At 52.1% G+C, this 26,264-nt stretch carries 26 protein-coding genes and 2 CRISPR repeat arrays; of the genes, 22 read left to right on the forward strand and 4 right to left on the reverse strand.

Features of this window, described 5'->3' with window-relative positions:
* The first annotated feature begins 2 nt into the window (after positions 1-2).
* The 11 genes from MHI24_RS22320 (at position 3) to MHI24_RS22370 (ending at position 11,580) form a co-directional block, all read left to right on the forward strand.
* Positions 3-311, forward strand: coding sequence for a TIGR04076 family protein (locus MHI24_RS22320; protein WP_340021718.1), 309 nt, complete (start codon positions 3-5; stop codon positions 309-311).
* A 14-nt stretch (positions 312-325) separates the two neighbouring features.
* A complete protein-coding gene (gene hemW / locus MHI24_RS22325; protein WP_340021719.1) occupies positions 326-1,684 on the forward strand; it encodes a radical SAM family heme chaperone HemW in 1,359 nt (452 codons plus the stop codon).
* A gap of 14 nt (positions 1,685-1,698) precedes the next feature.
* A complete protein-coding gene (locus MHI24_RS22330) occupies positions 1,699-2,016 on the forward strand; it encodes a carboxymuconolactone decarboxylase family protein (RefSeq protein WP_340021720.1) in 318 nt (105 codons plus the stop codon).
* The gene (gene hemW, locus MHI24_RS22335; RefSeq protein ID WP_340021721.1) at positions 2,006-3,385 is read left to right on the forward strand and encodes a radical SAM family heme chaperone HemW; all 1,380 of its coding nucleotides are present in this window, start codon (positions 2,006-2,008) and stop codon (positions 3,383-3,385) included. Before MHI24_RS22330 ends, hemW (MHI24_RS22335) begins: the two co-directional genes overlap by 11 nt.
* Positions 3,382-4,821, forward strand: a complete 1,440-nt coding sequence (locus tag MHI24_RS22340; RefSeq protein WP_340021722.1) for a U32 family peptidase — start codon at positions 3,382-3,384, stop codon at positions 4,819-4,821. Before hemW (MHI24_RS22335) ends, MHI24_RS22340 begins: the two co-directional genes overlap by 4 nt.
* Positions 4,818-5,960 (forward strand): flavodoxin family protein, encoded by a 1,143-nt coding sequence (locus tag MHI24_RS22345; protein WP_340021723.1) that lies wholly within the window; start codon positions 4,818-4,820, stop codon positions 5,958-5,960. The genes MHI24_RS22340 and MHI24_RS22345 overlap by 4 nt, the downstream gene beginning before the upstream one ends.
* A gap of 40 nt (positions 5,961-6,000) precedes the next feature.
* Positions 6,001-6,759 carry an alpha/beta hydrolase gene (locus tag MHI24_RS22350; RefSeq protein WP_340021724.1) on the forward strand — a complete coding sequence of 253 codons (759 nt, stop codon included), beginning with the start codon at positions 6,001-6,003 and terminating at the stop codon, positions 6,757-6,759.
* A gap of 2 nt (positions 6,760-6,761) precedes the next feature.
* Positions 6,762-8,045, forward strand: a complete 1,284-nt coding sequence (locus MHI24_RS22355; RefSeq protein WP_340021725.1) for a radical SAM protein — start codon at positions 6,762-6,764, stop codon at positions 8,043-8,045.
* A gap of 123 nt (positions 8,046-8,168) precedes the next feature.
* Positions 8,169-9,455 (forward strand): radical SAM protein, encoded by a 1,287-nt coding sequence (locus MHI24_RS22360; RefSeq protein ID WP_340021727.1) that lies wholly within the window; start codon positions 8,169-8,171, stop codon positions 9,453-9,455.
* 4 nt (positions 9,456-9,459) lie between these two features.
* Positions 9,460-10,758 carry a radical SAM family heme chaperone HemW gene (gene hemW / locus MHI24_RS22365; protein ID WP_340021729.1) on the forward strand — a complete coding sequence of 433 codons (1,299 nt, stop codon included), beginning with the start codon at positions 9,460-9,462 and terminating at the stop codon, positions 10,756-10,758.
* 15 nt (positions 10,759-10,773) lie between these two features.
* Positions 10,774-11,580: a hypothetical protein gene (locus MHI24_RS22370; RefSeq protein WP_340021730.1), complete on the forward strand. Its 807-nt coding sequence runs from the start codon at positions 10,774-10,776 to the stop codon at positions 11,578-11,580.
* A 685-nt stretch (positions 11,581-12,265) separates the two neighbouring features.
* A CRISPR array of direct repeats spans positions 12,266-13,434; the repeat unit is 32 nt; unit sequence GTCGCACTCTATGTGAGTGCGTGGATTGAAAT.
* Between the two features lie 355 nt (positions 13,435-13,789).
* A CRISPR array of direct repeats spans positions 13,790-14,411; the repeat unit is 31 nt; unit sequence TCGCACTCTACGTGAGTGCGTGGATTGAAAT.
* Between the two features lie 106 nt (positions 14,412-14,517).
* Here MHI24_RS22370 and MHI24_RS22375 read toward each other — a convergent pair.
* Positions 14,518-15,456 carry a 2-dehydropantoate 2-reductase N-terminal domain-containing protein gene (locus MHI24_RS22375; protein WP_340021731.1) on the reverse strand — a complete coding sequence of 313 codons (939 nt, stop codon included), beginning with the start codon at positions 15,454-15,456 and terminating at the stop codon, positions 14,518-14,520.
* 147 nt (positions 15,457-15,603) lie between these two features.
* Here MHI24_RS22375 and MHI24_RS22380 point away from each other — a divergent pair, with 147 nt between their 5' ends.
* The 8 genes from MHI24_RS22380 (at position 15,604) to MHI24_RS22415 (ending at position 19,852) form a co-directional block, all read left to right on the forward strand.
* Positions 15,604-16,155, forward strand: a complete 552-nt coding sequence (locus MHI24_RS22380; RefSeq protein WP_340021732.1) for a TetR/AcrR family transcriptional regulator — start codon at positions 15,604-15,606, stop codon at positions 16,153-16,155.
* 64 nt (positions 16,156-16,219) lie between these two features.
* A complete protein-coding gene (locus tag MHI24_RS22385; RefSeq protein WP_340021733.1) occupies positions 16,220-16,372 on the forward strand; it encodes a hypothetical protein in 153 nt (50 codons plus the stop codon).
* Positions 16,373-16,834, forward strand: coding sequence for a hypothetical protein (locus MHI24_RS22390; protein ID WP_340021734.1), 462 nt, complete (start codon positions 16,373-16,375; stop codon positions 16,832-16,834). It abuts the gene before it with no gap.
* Between the two features lie 47 nt (positions 16,835-16,881).
* Entirely contained in the window at positions 16,882-17,643 is a 762-nt protein-coding gene (locus MHI24_RS22395) for a hypothetical protein (RefSeq protein ID WP_340021735.1), read from the forward strand.
* Between the two features lie 22 nt (positions 17,644-17,665).
* Entirely contained in the window at positions 17,666-18,088 is a 423-nt protein-coding gene (locus MHI24_RS22400) for a VOC family protein (protein ID WP_340021736.1), read from the forward strand.
* Positions 18,089-18,232: 144 nt separating this feature from the next.
* Positions 18,233-18,697, forward strand: coding sequence for a RidA family protein (locus MHI24_RS22405; RefSeq protein ID WP_340021737.1), 465 nt, complete (start codon positions 18,233-18,235; stop codon positions 18,695-18,697).
* Complete coding sequence (locus MHI24_RS22410) at positions 18,694-19,452, forward strand: nucleotidyltransferase domain-containing protein (RefSeq protein WP_340021738.1); 759 nt, start codon at positions 18,694-18,696, stop codon at positions 19,450-19,452. Before MHI24_RS22405 ends, MHI24_RS22410 begins: the two co-directional genes overlap by 4 nt.
* 262 nt (positions 19,453-19,714) lie before the next feature.
* Positions 19,715-19,852 (forward strand): hypothetical protein, encoded by a 138-nt coding sequence (locus tag MHI24_RS22415; protein ID WP_340021739.1) that lies wholly within the window; start codon positions 19,715-19,717, stop codon positions 19,850-19,852.
* Positions 19,853-19,931: 79 nt separating this feature from the next.
* Here the strand turns inward: MHI24_RS22415 and pyk are convergent, their stop codons facing one another.
* Complete coding sequence (gene pyk / locus MHI24_RS22420) at positions 19,932-21,386, reverse strand: pyruvate kinase (RefSeq protein WP_340021740.1); 1,455 nt, start codon at positions 21,384-21,386, stop codon at positions 19,932-19,934.
* A gap of 122 nt (positions 21,387-21,508) precedes the next feature.
* Between pyk and MHI24_RS22425 the strand changes: the two genes are divergently transcribed.
* From MHI24_RS22425 to MHI24_RS22435, 3 genes are all read left to right on the forward strand, one after another.
* Positions 21,509-22,411 carry a LysR family transcriptional regulator gene (locus MHI24_RS22425; protein WP_340021741.1) on the forward strand — a complete coding sequence of 301 codons (903 nt, stop codon included), beginning with the start codon at positions 21,509-21,511 and terminating at the stop codon, positions 22,409-22,411.
* A gap of 588 nt (positions 22,412-22,999) precedes the next feature.
* Positions 23,000-23,356: a hypothetical protein gene (locus tag MHI24_RS22430; RefSeq protein WP_340021742.1), complete on the forward strand. Its 357-nt coding sequence runs from the start codon at positions 23,000-23,002 to the stop codon at positions 23,354-23,356.
* A 101-nt stretch (positions 23,357-23,457) separates the two neighbouring features.
* Positions 23,458-24,006: an HAD-IIIA family hydrolase gene (locus tag MHI24_RS22435; RefSeq protein WP_340021743.1), complete on the forward strand. Its 549-nt coding sequence runs from the start codon at positions 23,458-23,460 to the stop codon at positions 24,004-24,006.
* 33 nt (positions 24,007-24,039) lie between these two features.
* Here the strand turns inward: MHI24_RS22435 and MHI24_RS22440 are convergent, their stop codons facing one another.
* Complete coding sequence (locus tag MHI24_RS22440; RefSeq protein WP_340026756.1) at positions 24,040-24,951, reverse strand: copper amine oxidase N-terminal domain-containing protein; 912 nt, start codon at positions 24,949-24,951, stop codon at positions 24,040-24,042.
* Positions 24,952-25,067: 116 nt separating this feature from the next.
* Positions 25,068-25,820 (reverse strand): hypothetical protein, encoded by a 753-nt coding sequence (locus MHI24_RS22445; protein ID WP_340021744.1) that lies wholly within the window; start codon positions 25,818-25,820, stop codon positions 25,068-25,070.
* Between the last annotated feature and the right edge of the window lie 444 nt (positions 25,821-26,264).

Genomic DNA, 26,264 nt, shown 5'->3' on the forward strand with positions numbered 1-26,264 from the left:
GGATGAACTATGAATTTGAACTGAAGGTAACAGGGGTTAAAGGGCATTGCCGGGCAGGACATAAGGAAGGGGACGTTATGAAGGTCTCCCCGCTGAATGCAGGCAATCTGTGCGGCACGGCCTTTCATGCGGTGTTCCCGATGCTGCTGGCGCTGAATATGGATGCGAAGCTGCCGTGGGACCCGGAAGGCAATATCGTGCACTCGGCCTGCCCGGATCTGCGCAACCAGATGACAATGGAGATCCGCCGCATTCCGGTGGAGCCGTCTGAAGACTCTCCCTATGCCGGACGGATGCTGCAATCCAAATGAAGGGGAGGCCCGATATGAGCAGAGCCGAGCAATATGTTGAATTATTTAAGGAGCGGGATTCGATCTGTGTCTCGCATTATCCTGTGCCCATCTCCCAGCATGAAGAGTCCGAGGTCCGCTCCCTGATGGAGCTGGAGCAGCCGAATACCAAAGATACACCGACCGCCCTGTATCTGCACATTCCCTTTTGTGACGCGACCTGCTCGTTCTGCCCGTTCAACCGTTATCTGAAGCGGCAGGAGCAGGTGGATGATTATCTGGTCGCGGTGCGCAAGGAGATCGACCGTTATGCGGGTACGCCTTTTGGCCGGAGTATTACAGTCTCTTCCATTAATCTCGGCGGCGGCACTCCCTCCTGCCTGACCTCGGAGGAGCTGACCGGCATTCTGCAATACCTGAAGCAGGCCTTCCAGGTGACGGAGGACGCCATGATCTTCATCGAAGGCAATCCGCGGAACTTCACGAAGGACAAGCTGGAGACACTGGTCTTGCAGGGGCTGAACCGGATCAGTGTGGGGGTGCAGACCTTCCAGGAGGAGCTGGCTGAGGTGCTGGGGCTGTACCACAGTGTTGACGATTCGTTCGAGTTAGTCAAAAATGCGCGTAACAGCGGAATTGAGAACGTCGGCATTGATCTGATGTACAATCTGCCGGGCCAGACGCTGGACCAGTGGCGGGCAGATATTCTCACCTCCATCGAGCAGGAGATCGACCACATCTGTGTGCTCTCGTTCTGCGTAGTTCCGCATACCCAGATCGCCGCGCGGATCGCCAGCGGGAAGCTTCCGGGCATCGGCGATGTCTACCGGGAGATCGAGCTGTATACCATCGCCAAGGAGATGCTGCTGGAAGCCGGGTATGAGCAGTACAGCGTGATTGATTTCGCCAAGCCGGGCAAAACCGACCGCCATGCCACCCTCTACTTCTCGGAGCAGTCGCATATGATCGGGATCGGCGCGGCTGCTTTTGGCTTCATCAACGGCTATATGTATATCAACAGCGGCAATCTGAACGAATATATCTCCCGCGTGCAGGAGGGCCTGCTTCCGGTCAATTGCGGGGAGAAGGCCGATGAGCGGGAGCTGGCGCACGGGGCGATGGCGAAGGGGCTGCGGATGCTGGCGGTGAACCGTGCGGATTTCGTCAGCATGTTCGGGCAGGAGCCGGAGGCGCTTTTCCCGGATACGATCGGGCGTCTGGTGAAGGAAGGGCTGCTGATCCAGGATGCTGAAGGGATTCGGCTGACGGAGGACGGGATTATATGGGGCAATAATGTGAGTAAGCAATTTTTCTCGGCGAAGTATGCGGATTACGGGCTGCAGCACCGCATGAAGCTGGCCAAAGGACGTCCGGTACAGCCGGTACAATCTTAAGGAGGGGTTAGGGAATGAGCGAGATGTTAATGAGAGTGAATCCCCGGGTGGGGGCTGCTTTTGATAGCATGTGCAAGTCGATTGAGGACACGGGGACGCTGGAGCCCAAGGTACGGGAGTTAATCCGTCTGGCTTGTGTGGTTACAGACCGTTCCACGTACGGCATCCGGCTGCACGCGCAGAAGGCTTATGAGCTGGGGGCGAGTGCGGATGAAGTGGCAGAGACTGTGATGAATTGTCTGCCGGTAGCAGGCATTGAGGCGGTATCCTCGGGTCTGGCTGCGGCGCTGTCGGCTGTGGAAGCCAAGCGGGGTGTTCACCATGGCAGTTAGAACGTCGAATGAACGCTTTTATAACATCTATCCTTACAGAGATCCTATCTGCGTATCCCACTACCCCAATCCTGTGAACGAGCTTGCTCCGGCTGACATCTACGGCACGATGGGCCTGGACAGCCAGCCTCCGCAGGACAATGTGGGTGCCGTCTACGTGCATGTTCCCTTCTGCGCCTCGGTCTGCATCTTCTGTCCCTTCAACAAGATGGCCTATCAGGAAAAGCAGGTCGAGGACTATATGCAGGCCGTCAAAGCCGAGATCGGCATCTATGCCTCATCTCCTTACGGCTCCGACTCGACGATCAGCGCGGTCACGTTCGGAGGCGGCACGCCTTCGGCTCTGTCTGCGGAGCAGATGGTTGATATGCTGAAAAGTGTGCAGGCGAACTACAAGGTGGCGCCGGATGCACAGATCTCCTACGAGGGCAGCCCGTCCACCCTGACGCTTGCGAAAATGCAGGCGATCCGCGCCCAGGGCGCGAACCGGATTAGCATCGGCATCCAGACATTCAACGATAAGATGGGGCAGCATCTGCGGATGAGCCACGACTCCCGGCGCGCCTTCGAGGTGCTGGAGGAAGCGAAGGCAGCGGGCTTTGAGAACATCGGCATTGACCTGATGTACAATCTGCCGGAGCAGACGATGGAGGAATGGCTGAAGGATGTCCGCACGGCGATCCGGCTCGGCATTGACCATATTACCGTATTTTCACTGTGTGTCGTTCCTTTTACTGCACTGTTCAAAATGATCAAGGAAGGCAAAATCCCGCCTACCGGCAGTGTCGAGCTGGAAGTGGATATGTATCTGGAGGCCAAACGGCTGCTGCAGGAGGAGGGCTATGTCCAGTACAGTGTATGGGATTTCGCCAAGCCGGGGTTCGAGGACCGGCATGTCCTGCTCTACTATACCCAGCAAAAGGATCTGTTCGCACACGGCCCGGCCGCGTTCGGCTATGTCAACAAGCTGATGTATATCAACCAGGGAGATATTCATGAGTACAGCGGCCGGCTGGCGCAGCAGTTCCTGTCCGTCTTCATCGCTAGCCAGGCGGATGATCTGGAGGCGATGCACGGGATGATGGCCAAGGGTCTGCGGATGCTGTCCGTGAAGCGGGATGATTTCAGCGGGATGTTCGGCTTCCAGCCGGAGGAGGTCTTCGGTAAGACCATCGATGATCTGGTATCCAAAGGCCTGCTGGAAACGGATGAGCATGAGATCCGCCTGTCCGCCAGGGGCATTGTCTGGGGCAACAATGTGTGCAAGGAATTCTTCTCCGAAGCCAACCAGCAGTCGTTCGAGAGCCGGGTGAAGCTGGCGCGCGGACAGAAGCCGGCCGAGCCGGCGGGAGAGGAGCTGAAGGCATGAGGCTGTCTGTCGGCACCAACTTCGATGACCGCTTGCCGATCCTGCTGAAGGATTCGCATGTGGATGTCTTTTATGGCAAATTATCCTCTGATCTGGTAGGCGGGGGCAGACCCACCTTCGCGTTGCCCACGATCGACCGGACACGGGTGGAAGAGCATGTGAAGCTGCTGCATGCCTACGGGTTCAAGTTCAACTATCTGCTGAATGCGACTTGTCTGGACAACCTGGAGACGACGAAGGAATTCCACTACCGCCTGCGCGAGCTGCTGGAGTGGATCGGGACGCTGCAGCCGGAGTATGTGACTGTGTCCCTCCCGCTGCTGATTGATATGGTCCGCTCCGCGCTGCCGGAGGTGAAGATCAGCCTGTCCACCTTCGCGAACGTCAATACGATCAGACAGGCCCAATATTTCGAGGAAAAAGGGGTCAGCGAGATCACCCTGCCGGAGAGCCGCAACCGTGACTTCGCCTTCCTGGAGAGTCTGCGCAAAAGCACCCGCTGCGAGTACCAGCTCATTGCCACCAATGACTGTATGCTGGATTGCCCGCTGCGCCAGAATCATGCCAACTTCCAGAGCCATGCCTCGCAGTGCAACCATGTGACCGACGGCTTCGCGCTCGATTATTACATGCTGCGCTGTACGGAGCGCAAGCTCCAGCACCCGGAGGAGCTGCTGAAATCGCAGTGGATCCGCCCGGAGGATATGCATATCTACGAGGAGCTGGGCTACCACAAATTCAAGCTGACCGAGCGGATGAAGACCACGGAGAAGATTGCGGCGACTGCACAGTCCTACTCCTCGCGGAAATATCAGGGCAATCTGCTGAGCCTGCTCAACTCACGTATGGCTGAGGCAGATTTCGAAATGCCGAACTTCTCCAAGAACATCAAGGAGGACTTCGCGCCGTCGGACAAAATGAGACAGGTCTACCGCCTGCTGTTCAGCTTCCAGGCCAGCATCGACAACGAGAGCCTGGAAGGCTTCCTGGAGGGCTTCCGATCCAAGCGTTGCGACCGGATGGACTGTGACAAATGCGGCTACTGCGCCGAGTGGGCCAGCCAAACCGTGTCGATGGCGAAGCCGGGGGATGAGGCGCTGAAGGAATTCGGCGAGCTGTTCGCAGCGCTGGCTTCTGGCAGCTTCTTCGAGTCGGCGGCCGCCGCGAAGGCGGTCTGGAGCGCGGAGGGCGAGAGTCTCTATGCCGGCATCATCGCCCGCAAGCCGGAATTCATCCGCGACATGGCTGCTCCTGAGATCCGCAGAAAGGCGGAGGAGCTGGCAACGGCGCGCGGAAGCGCCCAGGTCTTGAGGCAGGACGTCGCCAAGGCCAATGTCTTGTGTACTCCGGCAGATTTCCGCATGTTCGCGCTCAGCGATCTGCGGGCGCTGGGCTTCGATACGGCTGAGCTGGACTTAGAGGAGGCGGCCGGATGAAGAAGGTCATCGGACTCGCCGGGTCCATGAAGAAGCATCACAGCTCCAGCGAATACCTGCTCTCCGTTGCGCTGGAAGCCGCAGCGGAGCAGGGGGTGCAGACCGAGCTGCTGCGGCTGAATGATTACAACATTCTGCCCTGTGACGGCTGCGGCAACTGCATGAACGGCAAGCATTGCCACCTGCTGAACGACCCGGAGGACCAGTTGAGGGAGCTGTACGACAAGCTGAAGGAAGGGGACGGCTTCGTCTTCGCCTCCCCGGTCTATGCACTCTCGCTTCCGGCCGTCTGGAAGAACTGGATCGACCGCTGCGAGCCTTGCAGCGATGAGGATCTGGACTTCGAGTACTACAATTACGACCGTGTGGCCGGAGTGAAGGGCAAAGCGTTCAAGGGCAAGGTGGCCGGGCAGATTGTCGTCGCCGCAGGTCCCGGGCATGAATGGGCGCTGTCCTCGCTGATGCCCTGCTTCACGGCGATCAAGCTGTCGATGATTGCCAGCGCGGGCATCAGCCTGATTGAATATGACGGCCAGCCCGGCATCCGCAAGCGCCCATGGAGCAAGCCGATTGAAGAAGCGGAGGAAGCGAAGATGATGGCCCGGGCGGTCGGGATGCGCGTAGCCTCTTCCTTGGGCTTCTCCTACTTCGATCTCCCGGCCGGCCAGGAGAGCTGGGAGCAGCAGCAGGCCGGCGGGAAGGAAGCCCTTGCCTGGTCCTCGTTCGCCATTCAGAATGCGGAGGATGAAGAGGTGCTGCTTGGCGATCTGGCCTCGGAGCGGCCGCAGGTCTTCGTCATCGGCGACCAGCAGGCCAGCATCCGCTGCGGCCCGCTGCTGGAGCAATTGCAGCAGCAGCTCGGCGGCAAGGCAGACTGTGCATTGATCGCCAGAGTAGGCCAGCTGCCGCACTTCATTACCCATGAATTCGTGAAGGGCAAGACGAAGGAGACGGTTCCGGGCTTCACGCTCTATTATGACTGGGAGGATAAGCTGGGTCCGCGCTGCGCCCTGGCACCCGGCCAGCCCGCTATCCTGGCGGGGCGCTCCAGAGAGGAGTGGCAGCTGTTCACCCTGGACGAAGCGGACGGCGGGAATCTGGGCCAAGCCTTAGAATATCTGGCTGAAGCTGTCGTATGAGCAGCCGGGGCAGGGAAGTCCAAGGGAGGAACAAGCGTACATGTTGAAGACGAAGGGTATACGTTTATTTTATAGCTGCCAGGGCGCGGGGGAGGCGGTGCTGTGTCTGCACGGCAACCGCGATTCCTCGCAGGTCTTCCGGGAGCTGGCCGGGGCGCTGGGGCCTCATTATCAGGTGCTGTGCGCTGACCTGCGCGGACACGGCCAGTCGGAATACACCGGTCCGGCGTTCACGCTAGAGGACATGGTGGATGATCTGATCCGGCTGATGGATGAGCGGGGGCTGAAGAAGGTTACGCTGATCGGGCATTCTCTGGGCAGCACGCTGGCTTTGCTGCTGGCTGCCCGGGAGCCGGAGCGGGTGAATAAGCTGGTGCTGATGGGGGCCGCCGCCACCTTCAAGGTTCCGTTCAAGCGGCCGGATCAGGGTGAAGAGATCACGCCGGATACGGTGAAGCGGACGAATGCGGCGGCGGTTCCGTTTTTCTTCACGGAGGGCCATGAAGAGGTACAGCAGCGGATTCTGAAGGGATGGTCGCAGCTGCCCGCTGCGACCCACCGCCTGATGATCCAAATCCGGCATCCCGATCTGCGGCCGGTCCTGCAGGGCATCCGGCAGCGGACGCTGATCGTCACCGGCCAGGAGGACCGGATCACGCCGCTGCCCAAGGCGCTGGAGCTGAACCGCAATCTGCCGGATTCACGGATGCTGGCGGTGCCGGGGACCGGGCACTTCATGTTCCTGGAGGAGCCTGCGGTGGTCAGCGAGGCCATCCTGACGTTCCTCCGGGAGGCGTGAGCATGGGCAGAGTGCTGCTGATCTCGGCGAACACGGAGAAGCGGCCGCCTGTTTTTCCGCTGGGGCTGAGCTATATCCATGCTGCGCTTACTGCTGCCGGGCGGGAGGCGGGGATGCTGGATATGACCCAGCTGGAATATACCCGCGAGGCGGTCACCTCCTACCTGGATGATTATGCGCCGGATTATATCGGCCTCTCAATCCGCAATCTGGATAATTGCTGTATGCAATATCCCCGGAGCTTCGTGGAGCAGACCTCTTCTCTGGTGAGCTGGGTCCGGCAATGGAACCCCGCGGCGGCGGTCATTCTGGGGGGAGCAGGCTTCTCGCTCCTTCCCCAGCAGTGGCTGCAGGAGACCGGGGCGGATTACGGCATTGTGGGTGACGGCTGCAGCAGCATCGTTGAGCTGATTGACCAGTTAGAGGCGGGGAAGACACCAGCTTCGGTTAGCGGCCTGATGTTCAGGGCAGCGGACGGAGAATGGCGGTTCTGGCCGCCGGATGCGCCGGAGCAGCTGGATCAGGCGTATTTTCCGAGCCGCAGCGGATTCCTGCACAGCTATGATGCGGAGGGCAAGGTGCGCCATAATGTTCTGACCAAAAGAGGCTGCGCCCTAAGCTGCACCTACTGCGCCTACCCCTCGCTGGAGGGCCGGAACGTACGCCTGCGGTCGCCGCAGGCGGTGGCCGAAGAGGTGGAGCAGATGGCGCTGGTGCATGGCATCCGCTCTTTTGATTTCGTGGACAGTGTGTTCAACTTCCCGCTGGAGCATGCCGAGGACATCTGCCGGGAGCTGATTCTGCGGGCTGCACCTGTATCCTGGGGGTGCTTCCTGAATCCCCGGTTCTTCACCGCAGAATTCGCCCGGCTGCTCAAGCAGTCAGGGTGCACGGAGGTGGAGTTCGGCATCGATTCCGGCAGCGACATCTGCCTGCGGTCGTTCAAGAAGAACTTCCGGCAGGGTGAGATCCGCACCGTGGTGCAGCTCTGCCGCGAGGCTAACCTTACGTTCAGCTTCTGCCTGCTGATCGGCGGGCCGGAGGAGACGCTGGAGACCTTGACCGAGACGCTGGAGCTGATGGAGGAGCTGGCCGTTCAGCGCATCTTCGGCCTGTTCGGCATCCGCATTCTGCCGTCCACCGATATGTACAGCTATACAGGTTCCCCGGAACCGGATGAGCTGCTGCATCCGAAGTTCTTCATGTCCCCGGAGCTGAGCCTGGAGCAGGCGAACCGCATCTGCCGTCCGTACCGGGAGCGCAACCCGGACTGGATGTTCATATGAGAATAGTTAAGCCCGAAGAAACGGATGCCTTCTCTTGCGGAGTAACGTGCAGCCGTTTCTTCTTATCTAAGAAGGACAGGATGGAGCGCCAATCATGAGAAAGAACAGAGTGGAGCGCGGATCATGAGAATAGTGGTCGTGTCTACGAATACGCTGCTGAAGCCGCTGCCGGCCCTTCCGGTCGGGGCGGGGATGGTCTACTCGGCGCTGGCGGCTGCCGGGTTCGAGACTTGTTTTGTGGACCTGGCCTTCGTTGAGGAGCCGCTTGAAGTTCTGCGCGAGACGCTGGAGGCGTTCCGCCCGGAGCTGATCTGCCTGTCGGTGCGCAATATTGACAACCAGGTGATTCAGCAGCCGGAGAGCTATCTCCCGTTCATCCGGGAAGTGATGAAGGTCTGCCGGACCAGCAGTTCTGCCCGGGTCATGCTGGGCGGTGCGGCTATGCTGGTGATGCCGGCGGAGCTGGTGCAGGCGCTGGGGGCAGATTACGGGATCAAGGGGAGCGGGGGCGAGGCGGAAGCGGTGCGGCTGGCCCGCGAACTGGAACAGGGACTGGCCCCGGAGACAGGGACGGTCCGGATCGCAGACCCTGCCTATCATCCGGTGTACAGCCGTATTCCGCCGAAGTTGCTGTTCGCTCCGCAGTATTTTATTCCGAATCCACGCATCAAAAAGGCTTCTATGGGCTACCAGGCCTCCCGGGGCTGCAGCCGCCACTGCATCTACTGCTCGGAGGGCTACAACCAGCCCGTGGCCTGCCGGATTCCGGCGGAGCAATTCCGTGAGGATATGAGGATTCTGGAGACGGAATATCAGGTGCATAACATTACGTTCGTAGACGGTGTGTTCAACCATGATGTGGAGGAGACGCTTGCGTTCTGCCAGCTGATCGGCCGCACCAGCCCGTCGCTGGAATGGAGCTGCGCCTTGACCCCGGCCCAGATTACGGAGGAGCTGATCCGCGCGCTGAAGGAGAACGGCTGCCGCTTCGTGGATATCGGGGCTGACTCCGCTTCCCGGCAGATGCTGCGGCGGATGGGCAAGCAATTCACTCCAGAGCAACTGGTGACACTGGGCCGCCTGCTGGAGCAATACCACCTCCCGTATTCGGTATCGCTGCTGTTCGGCGGACCGGGGGAGTGTGAAGCGACTGTGCAGGAGACGGTGCAGGTGGTGAACGAGATGAATCCGGTCTATATTCTGGCGAGCCAGGGCATCCGGGTATATCCGCATACTTCGCTGTATCATGTTGCACTTCAGGAGCAGGTGATCCGGCCGGAGGATGATTTACTAACTCCCGTGTTCTATCAGTCGAAGGAGTATAATGCCGGTCTGCTCACGAAGGCGCTGGAGGGATCGCGCCACATCTATAAGGATATGCTTATGAATTCAATTGGAGGAAGGACTTGATCGAATGAACAAGCCGCTTTACCCGTTCCGTGAGATCGGGATTGGACATTATCCCATGGGGAACACGCCGGTCACACCGGAGGACAGCCAGCGCCTGCCGTCTCTGATGAACCTGGACCGTACGGCTGCCAGCCCGAAGCTGGCCTATGTACATATTCCCTTTTGCGATTCCATCTGCCCGTTCTGCCCGTACCCGAAGGCATTCAATGAGCAGGAGGCCCGCCAGGAATATCTGGCTGCTCTCTTCCGGGAGCTGGAGATGTACGGGAATACACCGCAGATCCGCAATAGCACCGTAGAGGCGCTCTATATCGGCGGCGGGACGCCCAGTGTGCTGGAGGAGGAAGAGATTACCGCGCTCTTCGAGCAGCTTCAGGCCACGCTCCCGATGCAGCATATCGAGGAGATCACGTTCGAGGGCAATCCCGCCTCGTTCACCGCTTCCAAGCTGAAGCTGCTTCATGCGCTGGGCGTGAACCGGATCAGCCTGGGGGTGCAGACCTTCAACGATGTGCTGGGCAGACGCCTCGGCCTGCTCCAGACCGCAGAGGATTCGCTGCGCAGCATTCAGGAGTCCAGGGAGGCGGGAATTGCGAATGTCAGTCTGGACCTGATGTACAATCTGCCGGGTCAGACGATGGAGGAATGGCTGGAGGATCTGGCGAAGGTGGCGGAGCTGGGGATCGGCCATGTCACGTTATTTCCCCTGAAGATTATCCCCGGCTTCGGTCTGGCGAAGCGCATTTCCAGCGGTGAACTGCCGGCCTGCGGCGATATCGGGCTGGAGCAGCAGATGTATGTGGAAGCGTGCCATTACCTGGAGTCACAGGGGTATGCGGTCGAATCCACCTATGACTTTGTGCTGCCGGGCGGGCATCATGTCTATAGCCGTAAGCATTTCGACGACCACCTGGACCTGCTCTCGGTCGGACTGGGGGCCTTCGGCGATGTAGGCGGCTACGCTTACCAGAATGTGAAATTGCTCCCTGAATATGTGAAAAAGATTACATCCGGCACCCTGCCCATTGCTTTAGGCTACGAAGTGAAGGCGGACGATCTGCCGAACCAGTTCCTGGCGATGGGCCTGCGCCGCACAGCCATTGACCGCCAGAAGTTCCGGCATAAGTTCGGTAACTTCCCGGAGGAGCTGTTCCCTGACTTGTTCGCCAAGTTCGTGATGGAGGGACTGGTCGAGATCCGCGAGGACACGATTGCGCTGACACGGTTCGAGGGGTTATTCTGGGGCAACAATGTATGTAAGGAGTTCTGTGAGGAGCATATTAAGCTGGCTTTTCCAAAATAATGGAGGGGTACTAGGATGAACAGTAAAGTTAGTAAGAACGTCTTCTACGGCGATCTTCAGGAGGCCGGGAAGTATGCGGAGCTGGAGCAGCGCCTGATGGGTGAGTCGAATCTGCCGGGGCCGCGGGCTAATCTGGGGGCGGCTTCCGCCTTCGCGGACGCGTTCGCGTCAGACTGGGTGACGGACGAAGCTTGGGAGCTGGTGCTGGCATGGAGCGGCAAGCCGGAGACGGAAGCACCGACCGACGATGCCCGCGAGTTCCTGCCGTTCTGCGCCTTGCAGGCGATGGGCAGCTACTACCGCTATGCGGAGCCTGCCCGGCAGCAGCTCATTCTGGAGCGCTGCCAGGCCGCGATGAATGACGGCCGCTGGCGGATGCGCGAGGCGGCAGCGATGGCGCTGCAACGCATCGGGGAGCAGGACTTCGGCGTGCTGCGGCGCTTGTTCGACGAGATGAAGGGCAGCGCCAGCGCGCTGGAGCAGCGGGCGTTCGTCGCCGCACTGGCCCACCCGCCGATGCTGAAGGAGCAGGCGAATGTGCTGTATGCGCTGGAACTGTCCGAGGAGATCCTGGACGGCATCGCCGAAGGCCGCACCCGCTGCGGTGCGGAGGAATTCCGCGTGCTGTCCAAGGGTCTGGAGTACGCGCTCAGCGTCTTCGTCGAGCGCGCCCCCGAAGCCGGCTTCAAGATGCTCGCCAAGTTCGCCGTCAACGGCGACAAGCGGATGCAAAAGATCGTCAAGTCCAACCTCGGCAAAGCCCGCCTGGCCAAGAAATTCAGTCAGGATGTGGAGCGCATTCAGTTGTTGATGAATGCTTGACGGGGGGAGGGGGCGGAATGAGGCGGCTTCGTGCGGGATTGGATGGGGGCAGTAGCGTAAGGCTCCTGGGAAATACGCTTGTTGAGGGAGCGGACCCGTCTGGTTGCACAACTCTGCTGCTCCATGCTCCTTCGCGGACCTGAGGGCCGTTATTTTCAAACAAACATTGTTTTTTACGGCTTGGCGGACTGTGGTGCGCTTATTGTCTCCCTGCGGGGCGTTTTCAGGCGGCATATCCAACAATAACGGCCCTACAGTCCGCGAATGCTGGAAAAGTTGGATTTTGCGCGGAATAAGGGCCTCTGAGTCCACTTGGTAGAGTGGGAGAGAGCACCTTGCTGAGGCCCTAGTTAAGTAAAAGTAACAGAGATAGCCGGCCTGCATACTGAAGTATGCAGGCTGGCTTATTTGCAGTGTGTTGAAAGACCCCGGCCGACATAGTGTTGAGACAATTTAGGATTATGCAGAATATGGCCGAAGAGGTACAATAGAAACAAAGAGCTGGTGCGAATGCCAAGCTCCCATGAAATCCCCGGGGGTTTCGCACCTCAGAATTTGTCGAAACTCTCAGGAATCGAGGGAGCACTTGAAAAGTCAAGCGGGGACAGATACCTTTTTGAGAATGGAGTAAGAGGATAGGTAGTGAATGAATGCGGATATAGCATAGGTTATGCTGTTTTTCGCTGTCGCACTCTATGTGAGTGCGTGGATTGAAATCTCATGACCATCAGCATTAACATAGCTATATTCAAAAAGTCGCACTCTATGTGAGTGCGTGGATTGAAATTTGCTCTCTACCGTTAAGGGCAAAGACCTTGAAATCGTCGCACTCTATGTGAGTGCGTGGATTGAAATTCGGAGGTGTCCAGCTCCTGGCCGAACACCTCCGTCGTCGCACTCTATGTGAGTGCGTGGATTGAAATACAAGATGAATGAGATAATGGTCCGTAAAGTGATGTCGCACTCTATGTGAGTGCGTGGATTGAAATCAAAAGATCGTGTCTACTGCTTTGTAGTGCCGTCTCGTCGCACTCTATGTGAGTGCGTGGATTGAAATTCTATCTCCATTGACGGCAATACAGAGGAATGGTGTCGCACTCTATGTGAGTGCGTGGATTGAAATAACAGGAGAAACTATTGTGGCTAAGGGCGTTTTCGTCGCACTCTATGTGAGTGCGTGGATTGAAATTTCTGGCGCGAGGTCGGCGTATTCGCCCAGGACGTCGCACTCTATGTGAGTGCGTGGATTGAAATCGTGGAGGAGTTGTATGGCGATACCTGGACCGAGGCGTCGCACTCTATGTGAGTGCGTGGATTGAAATCTAAACTCCATATCTGTGAACTTTATTTTGTTCTGTCGCACTCTATGTGAGTGCGTGGATTGAAATCTTTGCAGGAATCCAAGCCCTACCAGACTTGTCGTCGCACTCTATGTGAGTGCGTGGATTGAAATCAGTAGGTCCGAAAGGCTTTTGCGTCAACGCTGTTGTCGCACTCCGTGTGAATGCGTGGATTGAAATAGGCCGTTCTCTTGGGGCTGCTTGAGGACGAATTCGTCGCACTCCGTGTGAGTGCGTGGATTGAAATGCGTGATAAAACACATCGAAAAGCTCACTCAGCGCCGTCGCACTCTACGTGAGTGCGTGGATTGAAATTAAGGGCTTTCCGGTTTGGCATTTGCTGCACCCAAGTCGCACTCTACATGAGTGTGTGAATTGAAATCCGGGCCGTGAAAGCATCAAGGAACTGACGAAATCGTCGCACTCTACATGAGTGCGTGGTTTGAAATCAGGCAATTGATCGCGGCGCAAAAGGCAATGCCGTCGCATTACGTGTGAGTGCGTTGATTGAAATTAAGCTGGTTTTAGGGCGGAGGAAACCCTGCAGTTAGGGCACTTCAGGAGAGTGTATAGATTGAAATAACGTACAGGGTTTTTGCGAGTGTGCTGATTCAAGAATAGATGCAGTACTCAATGAATTATTGTATTGCAGAATTTAAGCCATAGAGTAAAATAGGAGCGGAGAGCTGGTGCGAATGCCAAGCTCCCATGAAATCCCCGGGGGTTTCGCACCTCGGAATTTGTCGAAACTCACAGAAATCGAGAGAGTACTTGAAAAGTCAAGGGTGGAAAAATGCCTTTTTGAGAATGGAACAAAGGGAAATATAGTGTATGTATACGGAAAAAGCATAGGTTATGCTGTTTTCCGCTTCGCACTCTACGTGAGTGCGTGGATTGAAATCGTCGTGTTGATAGTACCAATCTGCCGCGTGCATCGTCGCACTCTACGTGAGTGCGTGGATTGAAATTTTGATAGTGCGTGTAATCGTTGCCGAGCAACCGTCGCACTCTACGTGAGTGCGTGGATTGAAATTTTTTGCACATCTTTTGTCAAAGTTGATTTCGTTGTCGCACTCTACGTGAGTGCGTGGATTGAAATAGCACAGCATCCAGGTACTCATTGATTTCATTGGTCGCATTCTACGTGAGTGCGTGGATTGAAATACGAATAGACTCTGCGGAAGGATGCGCGTACTTGTAGCACTCTACGTGAGTGCGTGGATTGAAATGGAATAAAATCTGACGATCCTGAAGGCGCATTGTGTCGCACTCTACGTGAGTGCGTGGATTGAAATTAAAGCGGGTGATAAAGTACCATAGTGCCAGGGTCGCACTCTACGTGAGTGCGTGGATTGAAATACCGGCAAAGTAACGCAGATTGGTGAAGGTGTTGTCGCACTCTACGTGAGTACGTGGATTGAAATCTCCAAAGACCGGCTATGCCGGCCCCCGGAGCCTCGTGGCACTCCGTGCGAGTGCGTGAATTGAAATCAAAAGAACGAAGAATTTGAGTGAGCATTCACATGTCGCACTCCGATTATATTGCACCAAAAAGGCCGACCGCTATGCGGCCGACCAAGGGGATATTAAACCACTCTTATCCTAATGCCTCTGCTTTGTATTGCCCCGAATTTTCCAACGCCGAAGTAAGCCGTGGCATAGCTATACCTAATCTTTTCGCTTCCCGCACCACTTCAAGTATCGCAAAGCCTGCTTTGCTATTGTTGTATTCCATGAAAAGCCGTGCTAAGCTACCTTTTGCAAAAATCACCTTGTTAAACAGCGTGCCGAGCAGTGCCGGCGGGATCTTAGTCAACAGCAGAGAGGTCATATCAGCGTTTCCGCCCCGGGCTTTTATTACCGGGATCATTTCCCTCATGTTTCTGCCAACATTTGCGAAAGAGTCGCTATCATTCATAAGTGCCGCAAAGCTTCCCAGTCTCAACACCTCGGTTTCCATTGCCGCATTCATCGCGAAGTGATTCCAGAGCCAGTTCTGCATATCCTTGATCCACTTAATTTTAAAATGGGCACTTTCCAATAGCACTTTGACCTTGTTGTTAATAGCTTCAGTGCCTGCCCGTGGCTGCTCCAGAAACAGCATTTTTAAAAAGCCGCCTCTAAGCCTGTTGTCCTCAATGCCACCGCCGCCTCCCGGGAATCCAAAGACCACATTGTTCATAGACAGAGGCGAAATCGATGATTTCAAATCCTGCCAAAGGTTATTGAAGATGAGGATAGGCGTGCTCCCGGCAACTGCCGATAATAGTTGTGCTGCTGCCGGAAGCTGTTCCGTGTTGACACTCACAATAATGAGGTCATAACCGGGACTGATTTTCTCATGCAATGTAACGTTCCAGTTTTCTTTGACGAGCTGTTTTCCTTTTCGTGCGTCCCACATTTCAAGCTTAATGCTGCTTCCAAAAGTTTCTTTCCTCCCTTCTCTAACGTAAAATTCCACGGTATGCCCTGCCTGTTCCATCGCCCAAGCATACTGGACCGATATGACACCTCTGCCGAAAAATAAAATTCGCATATTAGCCTCCTGGCCTATATATTAATCCTTGTTGATTATCCAACAACGTGTTGTATAATTTATTGTATAGATACGCTATAGGACCATCAACCATCAGATTTTTAAGATCTGTCGTATGATCGATTGCACAGAAACTGGAGGCCAATCATGAATAAGCAACCTGAAATTACGGATAAAACAAGGCAAACCTTTATCAATGTATTCTGCGATTTATATAGTCAGAAACCCATTGAGAAAATAACCATCCAAGAGATCGCAAAGCGATCAGGATATAACCGCAGCACCTTTTATCAATACTTTACGGATATCTATGAGTTGTTGGACAATGTTGAAGAGCGTGTCTTTACATCCATTAAAGAGGAAATGGCAAGCAGAGAGTTCTCCACACATACCTTCCAAGACGCACTTCAATGCCTGGAAAACGCAGAGGAAATTTCAATGCTGAAAGCCCTCTTGGGCGACTATGGTTCTGTTCGTTTTATTGAACGTCTGAAAAGAGAAATTCCTTTTGAGCGATTAATCGTCGACCTTCCGGCAAATGAAGCTTTAGCACCCTATATCATTGAGTTTTACATATCCACACTAATTTCGATGTTTCGCTTATGGATACGGAATGACAAGGATCTGTCGTCGGAAGAATTGGTCAAGCTGATAGATACCCTATTTACAAATGGGATTGGGACTACGGTGATTCCTTAATGTGTTAATTTATTCGAAACCGATAGTGTTTAAATTCGTTGTATAAGGGAAGGAGGTGTGGAGGATGAACAACAAGTCTCTTTTAACTGGTACAGCTTTAGGCTTGTGTTTTAGCGTGGTATTTGGTGCAGCCCTTCATAGTATTCCACTTGGCATTGCTTTCGGGATTATCTTTGGGGTTGTCTTCTCTATGACGGTAAAACCTAAAGAAGAATGATTGTATATTGCATGGGGCGATAACAGCCCCTTTTTTATGCTTCTTTATAGAATTTTCACTTCAAAGGGGGATTGTCCTACGGTAAAAACTCAGATCAGACAGCTAACCGTCCAAGACCGGCCTTTTGTATATTGGCATGTGGGTGGTTCCCGCCTCACGTTAAATATTTCGCCCAAGGAAGATAAAACCACAAAAATCACGCTCATTTTCCCAGCCACTCCACCAGAAGAAGAGCGTCACACCGCTTGGGAGTTCTATGATATTTCAGCATACAAAAACAACTCCCGTATCACCATTCATCTAGGCAAACCGGGACCTATTTCCGGGATTATTCAGTACATACAACGGGAACAACCTAAACTGTGGCTCAAAGGAAAGCAGCATACGATAGAGAACGCTTGGGAACTGCTGCAAGCCATGGGTTACTCAAACCTGGAGCCCGTTTGGGTTAAACGGTGGTAGACCCTGATTCCCAACATTACTAATTCTATTGTCTGGAGAAGATTACATTGACACTACGCAGATCAAAAAGGATCAAAATAATCGGCTTTTCTACCATTCTAGGCTTCGTTCTCATCTTACTGCTCTTATATTTAATTTATGCTAAGCAAACCCATGCGGTATTAGTCAAGTTCTCCAATATGAAACAAATTGACCATAATGTATACGTTGAACCTGACATCAATGAGAGTGAGCAAGCAGAAGTAAGCCATTTTGTGCAGACCTCTGCTGAGAAAATCAAATCACTTTTTGGCCAGAAAGAGTCGAGCCCTGTTCTAATCTATGCAAAATCCAATGAGACTCTGGAAAATTACGCAGACTCAGATATTGGGCAAACTTATTATTATCCATGGAATAGCTATATTGTGATCGGCCCCCGCGGTTATAACGAAAATGTCATTGCCCATGAATTTACCCATGCCGAATTAAGGAAGAGACTCAAAAACAGCAGCATGGTGCCCATATGGTTCGACGAGGGTTTAGCCGCTATGGTGGATGGCCGGTTTACCGAATATGAGAAGACGTGGAGCATTCAAACGAATGGCGGTAAAGAACCCGTAGATTTCAATCTTTTGGACTCCCATTCTGCCTTTCAGGCTAATGCTACAAGTACTATGAATTATGAACTGGCATGTTATGAGGTTTCGAGATGGTATGGGATTGTTGGTACACCAGGTTTATTACAGCTTATTGATTCTCTAAATGAAGGTGAAGATTTCAGTGCTGTTTACAAAGGGATCGAAAGTGATGGGGCTGAAAACACTAAATGATTGGTAGGAGGAGAACTAACAAATGATTCAGTCCATTGTACATATTGCTCTGGTCGTAAATGATTATGATGAAGCCATAGAATTTTATACAAAAAAGTTGAATTTCATGTTAATAGAAGATACGTATCAGCCGGAGCAGGATAAACGCTGGGTGGTGATTTCGCCTCCTGGCTCTGTGGGGACTACGATCTTACTTGCCAAGGCGTCCAAACCTGAACAAGAGCAATTTGTCGGCAACCAGACGGGTGGGCGGGTATTCTTGTTCCTGAACACCGATGACTTTTGGAGGGATTATAAGGACATGGTCTCCAAGGGCATTGAATTTGTTAGAGAGCCCCAGGATCAATCTTACGGAAAAGTAGCCGTATTTAAAGATTTATACGGGAATTTATGGGATCTGTTGGAGTTGAATGAGGATCATCCGATTGCTAAACGTGTTAGGTGATTTCTTATGAATTTAAAACGAATGGTTATTGCAGTAGCAGTCCTGATAAGAGGGATGAATTAATCAAAGAATTTGTAGAAAAGTACGGCACACCCTGATACCATACTATAATTCTTACATATCTAATGAGTGAGGAGATTGAAAATGACTGAACAAACAGTGGCTAGTAGATTAGCAACATTAGGCATCGTCCTCCCCAATGCAAGCGAACCGGCAGCTAAGTACGCAAACTTTGTAAAAGTAAACGGGTTATTGTTCGTTTCAGGCAAAGGGCCTGCTGGTACGCCCAAAGGTAAGTTAGGTCAGGATTATACCACGGCAGAAGGTTATGAGTTTGCACGGCAAACAGGGATTGAAATTTTGGCTGTACTACAAACAGCTTTAGGTACTCTGGATAAGGTGAAACGAGTCGTCAAAATTCAAGGCTTTGTTAATGCGGCCGCCAGTTTTGAAGAGCATCATAAAGTGCTTAATGGCTGTTCTGATCTGATGCAGGACGTTTTCGGAGAAAAAGGTATCCATGCCCGTTCAGTCTTTGGAGCTGTTTCGGTTAGAGACAATCTTCCCATCATTATTGATTCTATATTTGAGGTTGAGGAGTCTATATGATATTAGAAAAAGTTATAAATAGAATTGTAATGCAAAGTGAATATAAGGTTATTGTTGATAAGTACATAGATAATATACTAACCGAATTTAAAGATAAAATTCATAGCATTTATATGTGCGGCTCAATTCCAAAAGGGACTGCTGAACCTTATAAGTCAGATGCAGACTTTACTATTGTATGTGTAGATCCCAAAGATATCGATTATGAAAGATTGTCAAATATTAAAGAAAGGCTACTGGAAGAATATCCAATAGTAACTAAGATTGATACGATAGTTTGCTCGATTGACGATGTGTTAAGTAAACCAAATGAGTGGGGGTTTTGGGTAAAGATAATTTGTGTCTGCATATATGGTCATGATGTTGGTGAACAAGTACCACCGATCGTTATTTCTCCAGAGTTCATTTTAGACTTAAATACAGAGACCAAAGAGGAAGTAGATCGTATACATAGCTCACTTACTAATGCTAGTAATAACGCAATGAAAACTAGATATATTAAAGGTTACTCTAAGAGATTAATTCGTGCATTATACTCTTTGGTTTTAGAAGATACAGGGGTATGGGAAGATGATCTTTCTAAGATGAAGAATGCCATATTAAACTATTGTGAGATTGACTCTTCTTTAGTTGATTATCTGTATGCTTGTTACTTGGATAGTAATGTACCTGTTGAAGAGTTTCTGGGAATTGCCGAAGAAGTATTTAGCTATTTGGAGAATACCTTAAATGTAATGGCTGCTATGAGGGGATGATTAGCATAGTAAACGGGAAAATCTTAGGAATCGCATATAATGTAATTCCTGTTAAAACATAAAAAAATCTGCAGAGTGGTTTGTCTATCACTTTGGCTTCAACGTTAGAAACGATAGAGGAAACTATCTAAGCTTATTCCGGGACAACCGTCCAATCATTGATCTAATCGAATCTGATAATGATGCAAGAGCGGTTTTTGAGGTGAATGGACGGCCCCGGTAGGTTGTAACATTTTTTACAGATGATATCGACTCGTTGCATATGAGGCTAACATCTGAGGGAGTTACGGCTAGACCCATTAGCGATGAAGGTATTTACGGCAAGTTTTTTGTTTTTGAGGATCTGGATGGGAACTTATTTGATGTATGGGAGCAAAAGGATTGTGAGTTGATTTTTTAATCCGGTAAAGGTAGTCAGCAGGACAGCAGCCCCCGCTTTATTTCTCCGCTGGACCACTGCTAAATCTGAATTTCCATCTTTATTCAAAATCTTCTTCGCCCACTCGGTGAACCCGCAGCAGGTTGGTGGTTCCGGTGCAGCCTGCCGGGACACCGGCGGTGATGATTACCAAGTCGCCATTTTGAACATATCCGGCTGACCTGGCCAGTTCAACGGCGGCTGCAACGGCTGCGTCAGTACTGGAAGCAGACTCGTCGCGGAGCAGTGGAATTACGCCCCAGGTCAAGGAAAGGGCGTGTAGTACACTCTCCTTGGTGGATATGGCGATGACCGGTGCAGTGGGCTTATGTTTGGCAATCATCCGGGCAGTAAAGCCGCTTTCAGTCAGAGCGAGAATAGCCTTGGCGCAGAGCGCGAGGGTAGTGCGTACAACGGATTCGCCGATGGCGCCCGTTACAGTGGTGGCAGCCTCGTTAACCTTGGAGTTGCAGCGGCCGTAGCTTCCCAGGACGGACTCAGCGCGTGCGGCGATGCGGGCCATAACCTCCACGGACTCCAGAGGGTACTTGCCAGCAGCGGATTCACCAGACAGCATTAGAGAATCGGTACCATCGAGGACAGCGTTGGCGACGTCGCTTGCTTCCGCACGGGTCGGACGTGGGTTCATTTGCATGGACTCCAGCATGTGGGTAGCGGTAATAACCGGTTTTCCCGCCAGGTTGCTCTTCTTGATCATTTCTTTCTGAACCAGCGGTACATCCTCCACCGGTAAATCTACTCCCAGATCGCCACGGGCAACCATCAAGCCGTCGGCTACGCTCAGGATGGCGTCCAGGTTCTCCAAGCCCTCGTCATTTTCGATTTTTGCGATGACTTGAATATGGCTGGCCTTGTGTTTGCTGAGAATATGCTTAATCTCAAGAATGTCTTCGGCTTTGCGGACGAAGGATTGAGCGATAATGTCGATGTTCTGCTCAATACCGAATTTGATGTGCCGGATGTCCTTCTCGGTTACGCCGGGAAGACTGGTTTTGATGCCGGGAACGTTGACGCCCTTGCGTTGTTTCAGCTTGCCGCCGTTTTTGATAAGGCAGGTGATCTCGGTCCCCTCGGCCTTTATGACTTCCAAACGGATCAGACCGTCATCGATCAGGATGCTGCTTCCAGGCTTCACATCTTGGGGCAACTGCTTATAGGTTACTTGAATGCGTTCCTTGGTGCCAAGCACCTCCTGAGTGGTTAAAACCACAGCTTCACCTGGGATCAATTCCACATAGTCCGAGGCTATTTTTCCGATGCGAATTTCCGGACCTTTGATGTCGAGCAGGACGGCAACATATTGGTTTAGCTCCTTGGCTGCCTCCCGGATATGGCGGATGCGCTCCGCGTGTTCCTCCAGCTCTCCGTGGGCTAAGTTCAGGCGGGCGACGTTCATACCGGCTTGGATCAGCTTCCGGAGCATTTCGGGGCTTTCACTGGAGGGGCCGATGGTACAGACGATTTTAGTTTTGCTCATGATTGTTCTCTCCTTCATAGATAATTTATTTAAGCTTGTGAAAAATTTCCCTTATCCTTACAATAAAGCATAACGATTCATCAGAAAAATATATATAATTTCGTTATTCATCAATTTTGATGTAGGGGGCAGGTCAGCTTATGAATCTTCATGCTCTTAAGATATTCCACACCATCTCTGAAAAAGGCGGAGTCACCCGCGCCGCAGAGGAACTGCGGATTAGTCAGCCTGCGGTTACAGCTCAGGTACGCAACCTGGAGAAGGAACTGGGTATACAACTGTTAGCCTCCAAGGGACGTGGCATTCTAGTGACCGATGCGGGTCAGATGCTGGCCAGCCATGCCAAACGATTGTTTGCATTAGAGCGTGAGTTGGATGAGGCCGTCCGAGAATACAAGGCCGGGTTCAGCGGAGTTCTGCGGATTGTCGCCACCTATTTGCCTGCTAATCTGCTGCTGCCGGAATGGCTGGCTCTTTACAAACAGGGGCATCCTTCCGTGGAGGTGGTTCTGAACACTGCAAATTCCCGGGAAGCGGTGGAGGGGCTACTGCAGTACGATGCCGAGGTAGCCGTATACGGAGGAGGCTGGGAGGAGCAATCGGGCATTGAATGGGAGGAGCTTTTGGAGGATGAGCTCTGGTTTGTTGTCCCCAAAAACCATCCATATGGCGGAAAGGAAATTACTTTAGCGGAAATGATGAAGGTTCCCTTCATTTTACGAGAAGAAGGGAGTTCAACCCGGGAACGTCTCTTCTCCTTATGCCGGGCTTTGAATGTGAGTCCTCCCAAGGTCGGTTTACAATTTAATGGGGTGAACGAGATGGTTAGGGCCGTCATCGCGGGCTACGGTGCCATTTTTATCTCTTCCCTGGCCGTAAGGGATAATGTGGAGCGCGGGGAAGTGGAACGTGTGAGAGTCAAAGGCACTTCGCTGCTGAATCCGATTGCCGTCTGTACACGGAAGCATGAGACATTGTCGCCGGCGGCAGCAGCATTCCTCTCATTGGTTCGGGAGCAGTCGAAAGAATGGGCAAGACATTAACTTTTGCTATAGAACAAGTCACCTTCATTACATCCGATTCCCTTCTTTTCAGGTACACAGCTTAATGATGACCTTCCCCGTCACCCCCAGTAAATCGAACGATTGGCGAATAAGAAGCGCCGCACACAACATAAAACTACAATATTGAGAGTTGAGAATTTATAGTTATGCAGAATTACCTGCGATGGATTAAAATAGAAAAGAGATCTGGTGCGAATGCCAAGCTCCCATGAAATCCCCGGAGGTTTCGCACCTCAGAATTTGTCAAAAGTCTATTAATACGAGGGTGGTCTTGAAAAGTCAAGGGTGGACGTATATCTTTTCAAGAATAGAATTAGGTGGCAGATAGTTAATTTATACGGGAAAAGCATGGTTTATGCTTTTTTTCGCTGTCGCACTCTGTGTGAGTGCGTGGATTGAAATAACTATAAGGAAGTGGCCGGCAGACCAGGTGATTGTCGCACTCTGTGTGATTTGGCTAAGCTTTTAAGAAAAATCACTTAACATTATCATCCCTTGCACGAAGATCGGGTCCGCAAATCAAGCACCACAGAAAACTACTTACGCTCAGATTAGGAGGAGTGAATTTTGCAAAACCTATCAGATGCCGATAAGTTAGAATCCATCAAGTCTTTACAATCAACCATCATGAAGTTGGAGAATGCCCTGTCCCAGATGACGCAAAAAGGTACGAATACGACCTTAGTCCATAAACGTCTTAAAGCGCTTAGCATTGGCTTAGCAGTGCTAGAACAGCTGTGGCATCAAAAACCTCATTCTTACACCCTGGACGATTGTGCAGAAGCACGCAATGTTATAATCGGGTTAACCCCATCCGTCGAATCCAGCTATGCGAAGTCCAAGGAAGGCAGTCCGCAAAGAACGCTTTTGGAAAGAAGACTTAGAGCTTTGGATTTAGCGGTTCAAGCGCTTACCGACTCATGATATAATCCTCAAAAGGGGTGATAGCCATGAGCGGTTTTGTTATCGTTGTTTTGATTTTAGTAGTGGTTTTTGGATGGTTCAGAAAGAAGAGGTGACTCCGCTTGAACCTTGAGGCTGTATTTATCGATCGCGATGGAACCTTGGGCGGGAACGGTCATTTCATTCACCCCTGGGATTTTGAATTATATCCATTTTCAACAGAAGCATTGCAACTGCTCAAAGAACATGGAATCCCGATCATCGCCCTTACGAATCAGCACAACATATCGAGGGGACGGGCTACAGAAATAGAGTTCAGGAATGAATTTGACAGTTACGGATTCGACGCCGCATACATATGTCCCCATGAGCCTGAAGACGGCTGTGTATGCCACAAACCGCAACCGGGAATGCTTCGGCAAGCGGCCACCGATCTTGGATTAGATTTAACCCGGTGTGCGGTGATTGGCGATGTGGGTTCAATCGATATGCTCGCTGCTGCAGCAGTGGGGGCCAGAAGAATTCTGGTCGAGACAGGCTGGGGGATGCAATCCTTGGATAAATACCGTCACCAGTGGTATGAGCAGGCAGCGCCCGATTATATTGCGAAAGACCTTCTGGATGCTGCAAAATGGCTGGTTAGCACAATAAAGCGGACAATGGCTGAATGAGCTGCGTTGCCCGCTTTTTTTCGGAGCAATGGGTTAAGGCTTTACCTCTCCCGGAATCTCAAAAAACACCTCTGACTCCATACCCTTCATTCCCAAAATAGTCTCTTTGCCTTCACGGTCGATGAACCCGTAACCCGATTCTCCGATATGGCCCATGTAATGGTAGAATACAACCCGGCCTGTTAGTTTGGGGAGTGTGCCATCCTGGTTGGTAATCCGGTAAGGAAGAAAGAACAGCCCGCTTGCCGCTTTAACCTTCCAGTCGAAGGTGGCGGTCCACTTGACTTCGCTATGGTCTCCCACAACTTCATAATAGGAGATACCGTTACCCCCGGATAAGAAAAATTGGTCAGCCCGTCCCTCCGGAAAATAGTAATCGAAATTGCCTCCTTCAACGCCGCCCACCTCAAATTGCTTAAGTGCGCTAACTCTGGGTAATTTCAGAGCGGCGGTCCGGGCTTCAGCCAGATTGGAGGAGGCCAATTGCTGCTTAAGCTCCTCGCTGGATTTGGAAGCGACAAAGACGATCCGCTGCTTGGGATTCCACAAAACATAAGCCCCCGTGGATTCAGCCATGAAGCGTAAGGGAACCATCACCCGCCCTTTGCGGATGACCGAAGCGGCTTCGAGTTTCACATCCTGGTTGCCGATCTTTGCTGTTTGTTGGCCCGCCACTAAGGTGACGGTCTGTCCGTCCCGGGTAAGCGTGACTGTCTTCGAGGCGTTGTGCCATTGGATGGAGCTGCCGGGGATTTTTTGGGCCACCTGCAGGGGGACCATCGTAGTGCCATTCGTGATATACGGGGCCACATCCGTATCCACAAATGAGTTATTCATCGAGATCTGAATCGCAGATGCAGCGGCTGAAGCCGTTCCCGTGGTTAAGGCACTTCCAGTGAATAGCAGCGAAGCGACAAGCCATCCGGCAAAGCCTCTTTTCCACATTGTGTTCACCAATTCATAGCCTCCTTATTCCAATTTATGTTTTATTCTTCCTGTGGATTTAGACGCATGAGAGAGGAGAAGGTTGCTATACAAAAGAAGTCTCCTTGGCAAAAATGCTATATGTTCTCCGGGCGGAACTCCTTTAGGCGGATCAATGGCTTTTTCCCCCGATTGCCTCTGGTCGTAGTGGTATGACCCTGTTCGTCTGTTCTACGCTTGATGTATTGTCCGGTCAAATAGTTAATGTCATCCTCGTCCGCCTGATCCATAGTGGCTGCTCCAGTGAAGTAACTCCCACTTGTTGACCCGATTAGAAACCAATCCTGATCCTGATACCGGAACCGGTACTTGTTGTACCATCTCCAGTTGCTGCCCCCATAATCGCTAACCAGGACAGAACCCCGGTCAATCGTCAGGCTATCAAAAGGATCGCCCCAGATGCCGCCCTCATCTGCTTGCAAAATGACATTTTTGGCGATGATCGATAGGGAGTATGTGTTATTTTTGCCGCCAAAAGCAATTAAAAGGGATCGCGGAGATGCCTCTCCCTTGACCGAATCCTTCTCGATGACCATTGCAAGATCGGGGATACCATCTTTATTTAAGTCGCCTTTGGCGAGGGCCTGTTCTCCCAAGGCAGGTTCTAGAATGTGCCACCCGGCTGGAATCAAGGCATCTATGCTCTGTGCTTTAGAGGCTGGTGTAGGGGAGGGGGCGGGCTTCGGGAAAGAAGTCGGTTTACTGGATGGGGCCAGGGTGTGAGATGGAGTTGCTTTTGTCTGGGCTTGGAGGGCGGAGATTTGATTACACCCAATTAGGTAACTTAACAGTGCAATAGCGCCGATGGATGTTAATATATATTTTTTCATTGGGTCCGATTCCCCTTCGCTTAAGGTATGTAGCCTAATGGTGACCTTTACAACTAACAGTATATCGAATGGCCTAGTGTATAAGAAACGCTGCACATACAACAAAAAAACTACAATATTGAGAGATTTATCGTTATGCAGAATGACTTGAGATGGATTAAAATAGAAGGAGAGGGCTGGTGCGAATGCCAAGCTCACATGAAATCCCCGGGGGTTTCGCACCTCGGAATTTGTCGAAAATTTATAAATATGAGGGTAGTCTTTAGAAGTCAAGGATGGTTGTATAACGTTTGAAGAATGGAATTTAAAGATACAGAGTGTATTAATACGGGAGAAGCATTGGTTATGCTTTTTCCGCTGTCGCACTCTATGTGAGTGCGTGGATTGAAATAGCTCATATAACACTGTAAAAATGCTATAATGAGTCGCACTTTAATACGAGAG

The sequence above is a fragment of the Paenibacillus sp. FSL K6-1096 genome, assembly GCF_037977055.1.
Classification (GTDB): Bacteria; Bacillota; Bacilli; order Paenibacillales; family Paenibacillaceae; genus Paenibacillus_AQ.

Excerpts from the sequence above, each read along its gene's own strand:
- MHI24_RS22410 (WP_340021738.1), top strand. The coding sequence starts at position 18,694 with ATGATATTAGAAAAAGTTATAAATAGAATTGTAATGCAAAGTGAATAT.
- MHI24_RS22345 (WP_340021723.1), top strand. The coding sequence starts at position 4,818 with ATGAAGAAGGTCATCGGACTCGCCGGGTCCATGAAGAAGCATCACAGC.
- hemW (WP_340021719.1), top strand. The coding sequence starts at position 326 with ATGAGCAGAGCCGAGCAATATGTTGAATTATTTAAGGAGCGGGATTCG.
- MHI24_RS22415 (WP_340021739.1), top strand. The coding sequence starts at position 19,715 with ATGAGGCTAACATCTGAGGGAGTTACGGCTAGACCCATTAGCGATGAA.
- MHI24_RS22350 (WP_340021724.1), top strand. The coding sequence starts at position 6,001 with ATGTTGAAGACGAAGGGTATACGTTTATTTTATAGCTGCCAGGGCGCG.
- pyk (WP_340021740.1), bottom strand. The coding sequence starts at position 21,386 with ATGAAGGAGAGAACAATCATGAGCAAAACTAAAATCGTCTGTACCATC.
- MHI24_RS22375 (WP_340021731.1), bottom strand. The coding sequence starts at position 15,456 with ATGCGAATTTTATTTTTCGGCAGAGGTGTCATATCGGTCCAGTATGCT.
- hemW (WP_340021721.1), top strand. The coding sequence starts at position 2,006 with ATGGCAGTTAGAACGTCGAATGAACGCTTTTATAACATCTATCCTTAC.
- MHI24_RS22385 (WP_340021733.1), top strand. The coding sequence starts at position 16,220 with ATGAACAACAAGTCTCTTTTAACTGGTACAGCTTTAGGCTTGTGTTTT.
- MHI24_RS22355 (WP_340021725.1), top strand. The coding sequence starts at position 6,762 with ATGGGCAGAGTGCTGCTGATCTCGGCGAACACGGAGAAGCGGCCGCCT.
- MHI24_RS22445 (WP_340021744.1), bottom strand. The coding sequence starts at position 25,820 with ATGAAAAAATATATATTAACATCCATCGGCGCTATTGCACTGTTAAGT.
- MHI24_RS22320 (WP_340021718.1), top strand. The coding sequence starts at position 3 with ATGAACTATGAATTTGAACTGAAGGTAACAGGGGTTAAAGGGCATTGC.
- MHI24_RS22380 (WP_340021732.1), top strand. The coding sequence starts at position 15,604 with ATGAATAAGCAACCTGAAATTACGGATAAAACAAGGCAAACCTTTATC.
- hemW (WP_340021729.1), top strand. The coding sequence starts at position 9,460 with ATGAACAAGCCGCTTTACCCGTTCCGTGAGATCGGGATTGGACATTAT.
- MHI24_RS22330 (WP_340021720.1), top strand. The coding sequence starts at position 1,699 with ATGAGCGAGATGTTAATGAGAGTGAATCCCCGGGTGGGGGCTGCTTTT.
- MHI24_RS22360 (WP_340021727.1), top strand. The coding sequence starts at position 8,169 with ATGAGAATAGTGGTCGTGTCTACGAATACGCTGCTGAAGCCGCTGCCG.
- MHI24_RS22370 (WP_340021730.1), top strand. The coding sequence starts at position 10,774 with ATGAACAGTAAAGTTAGTAAGAACGTCTTCTACGGCGATCTTCAGGAG.
- MHI24_RS22440 (WP_340026756.1), bottom strand. The coding sequence starts at position 24,951 with ATGTGGAAAAGAGGCTTTGCCGGATGGCTTGTCGCTTCGCTGCTATTC.
- MHI24_RS22400 (WP_340021736.1), top strand. The coding sequence starts at position 17,666 with ATGATTCAGTCCATTGTACATATTGCTCTGGTCGTAAATGATTATGAT.
- MHI24_RS22340 (WP_340021722.1), top strand. The coding sequence starts at position 3,382 with ATGAGGCTGTCTGTCGGCACCAACTTCGATGACCGCTTGCCGATCCTG.
- MHI24_RS22425 (WP_340021741.1), top strand. The coding sequence starts at position 21,509 with ATGAATCTTCATGCTCTTAAGATATTCCACACCATCTCTGAAAAAGGC.
- MHI24_RS22405 (WP_340021737.1), top strand. The coding sequence starts at position 18,233 with ATGACTGAACAAACAGTGGCTAGTAGATTAGCAACATTAGGCATCGTC.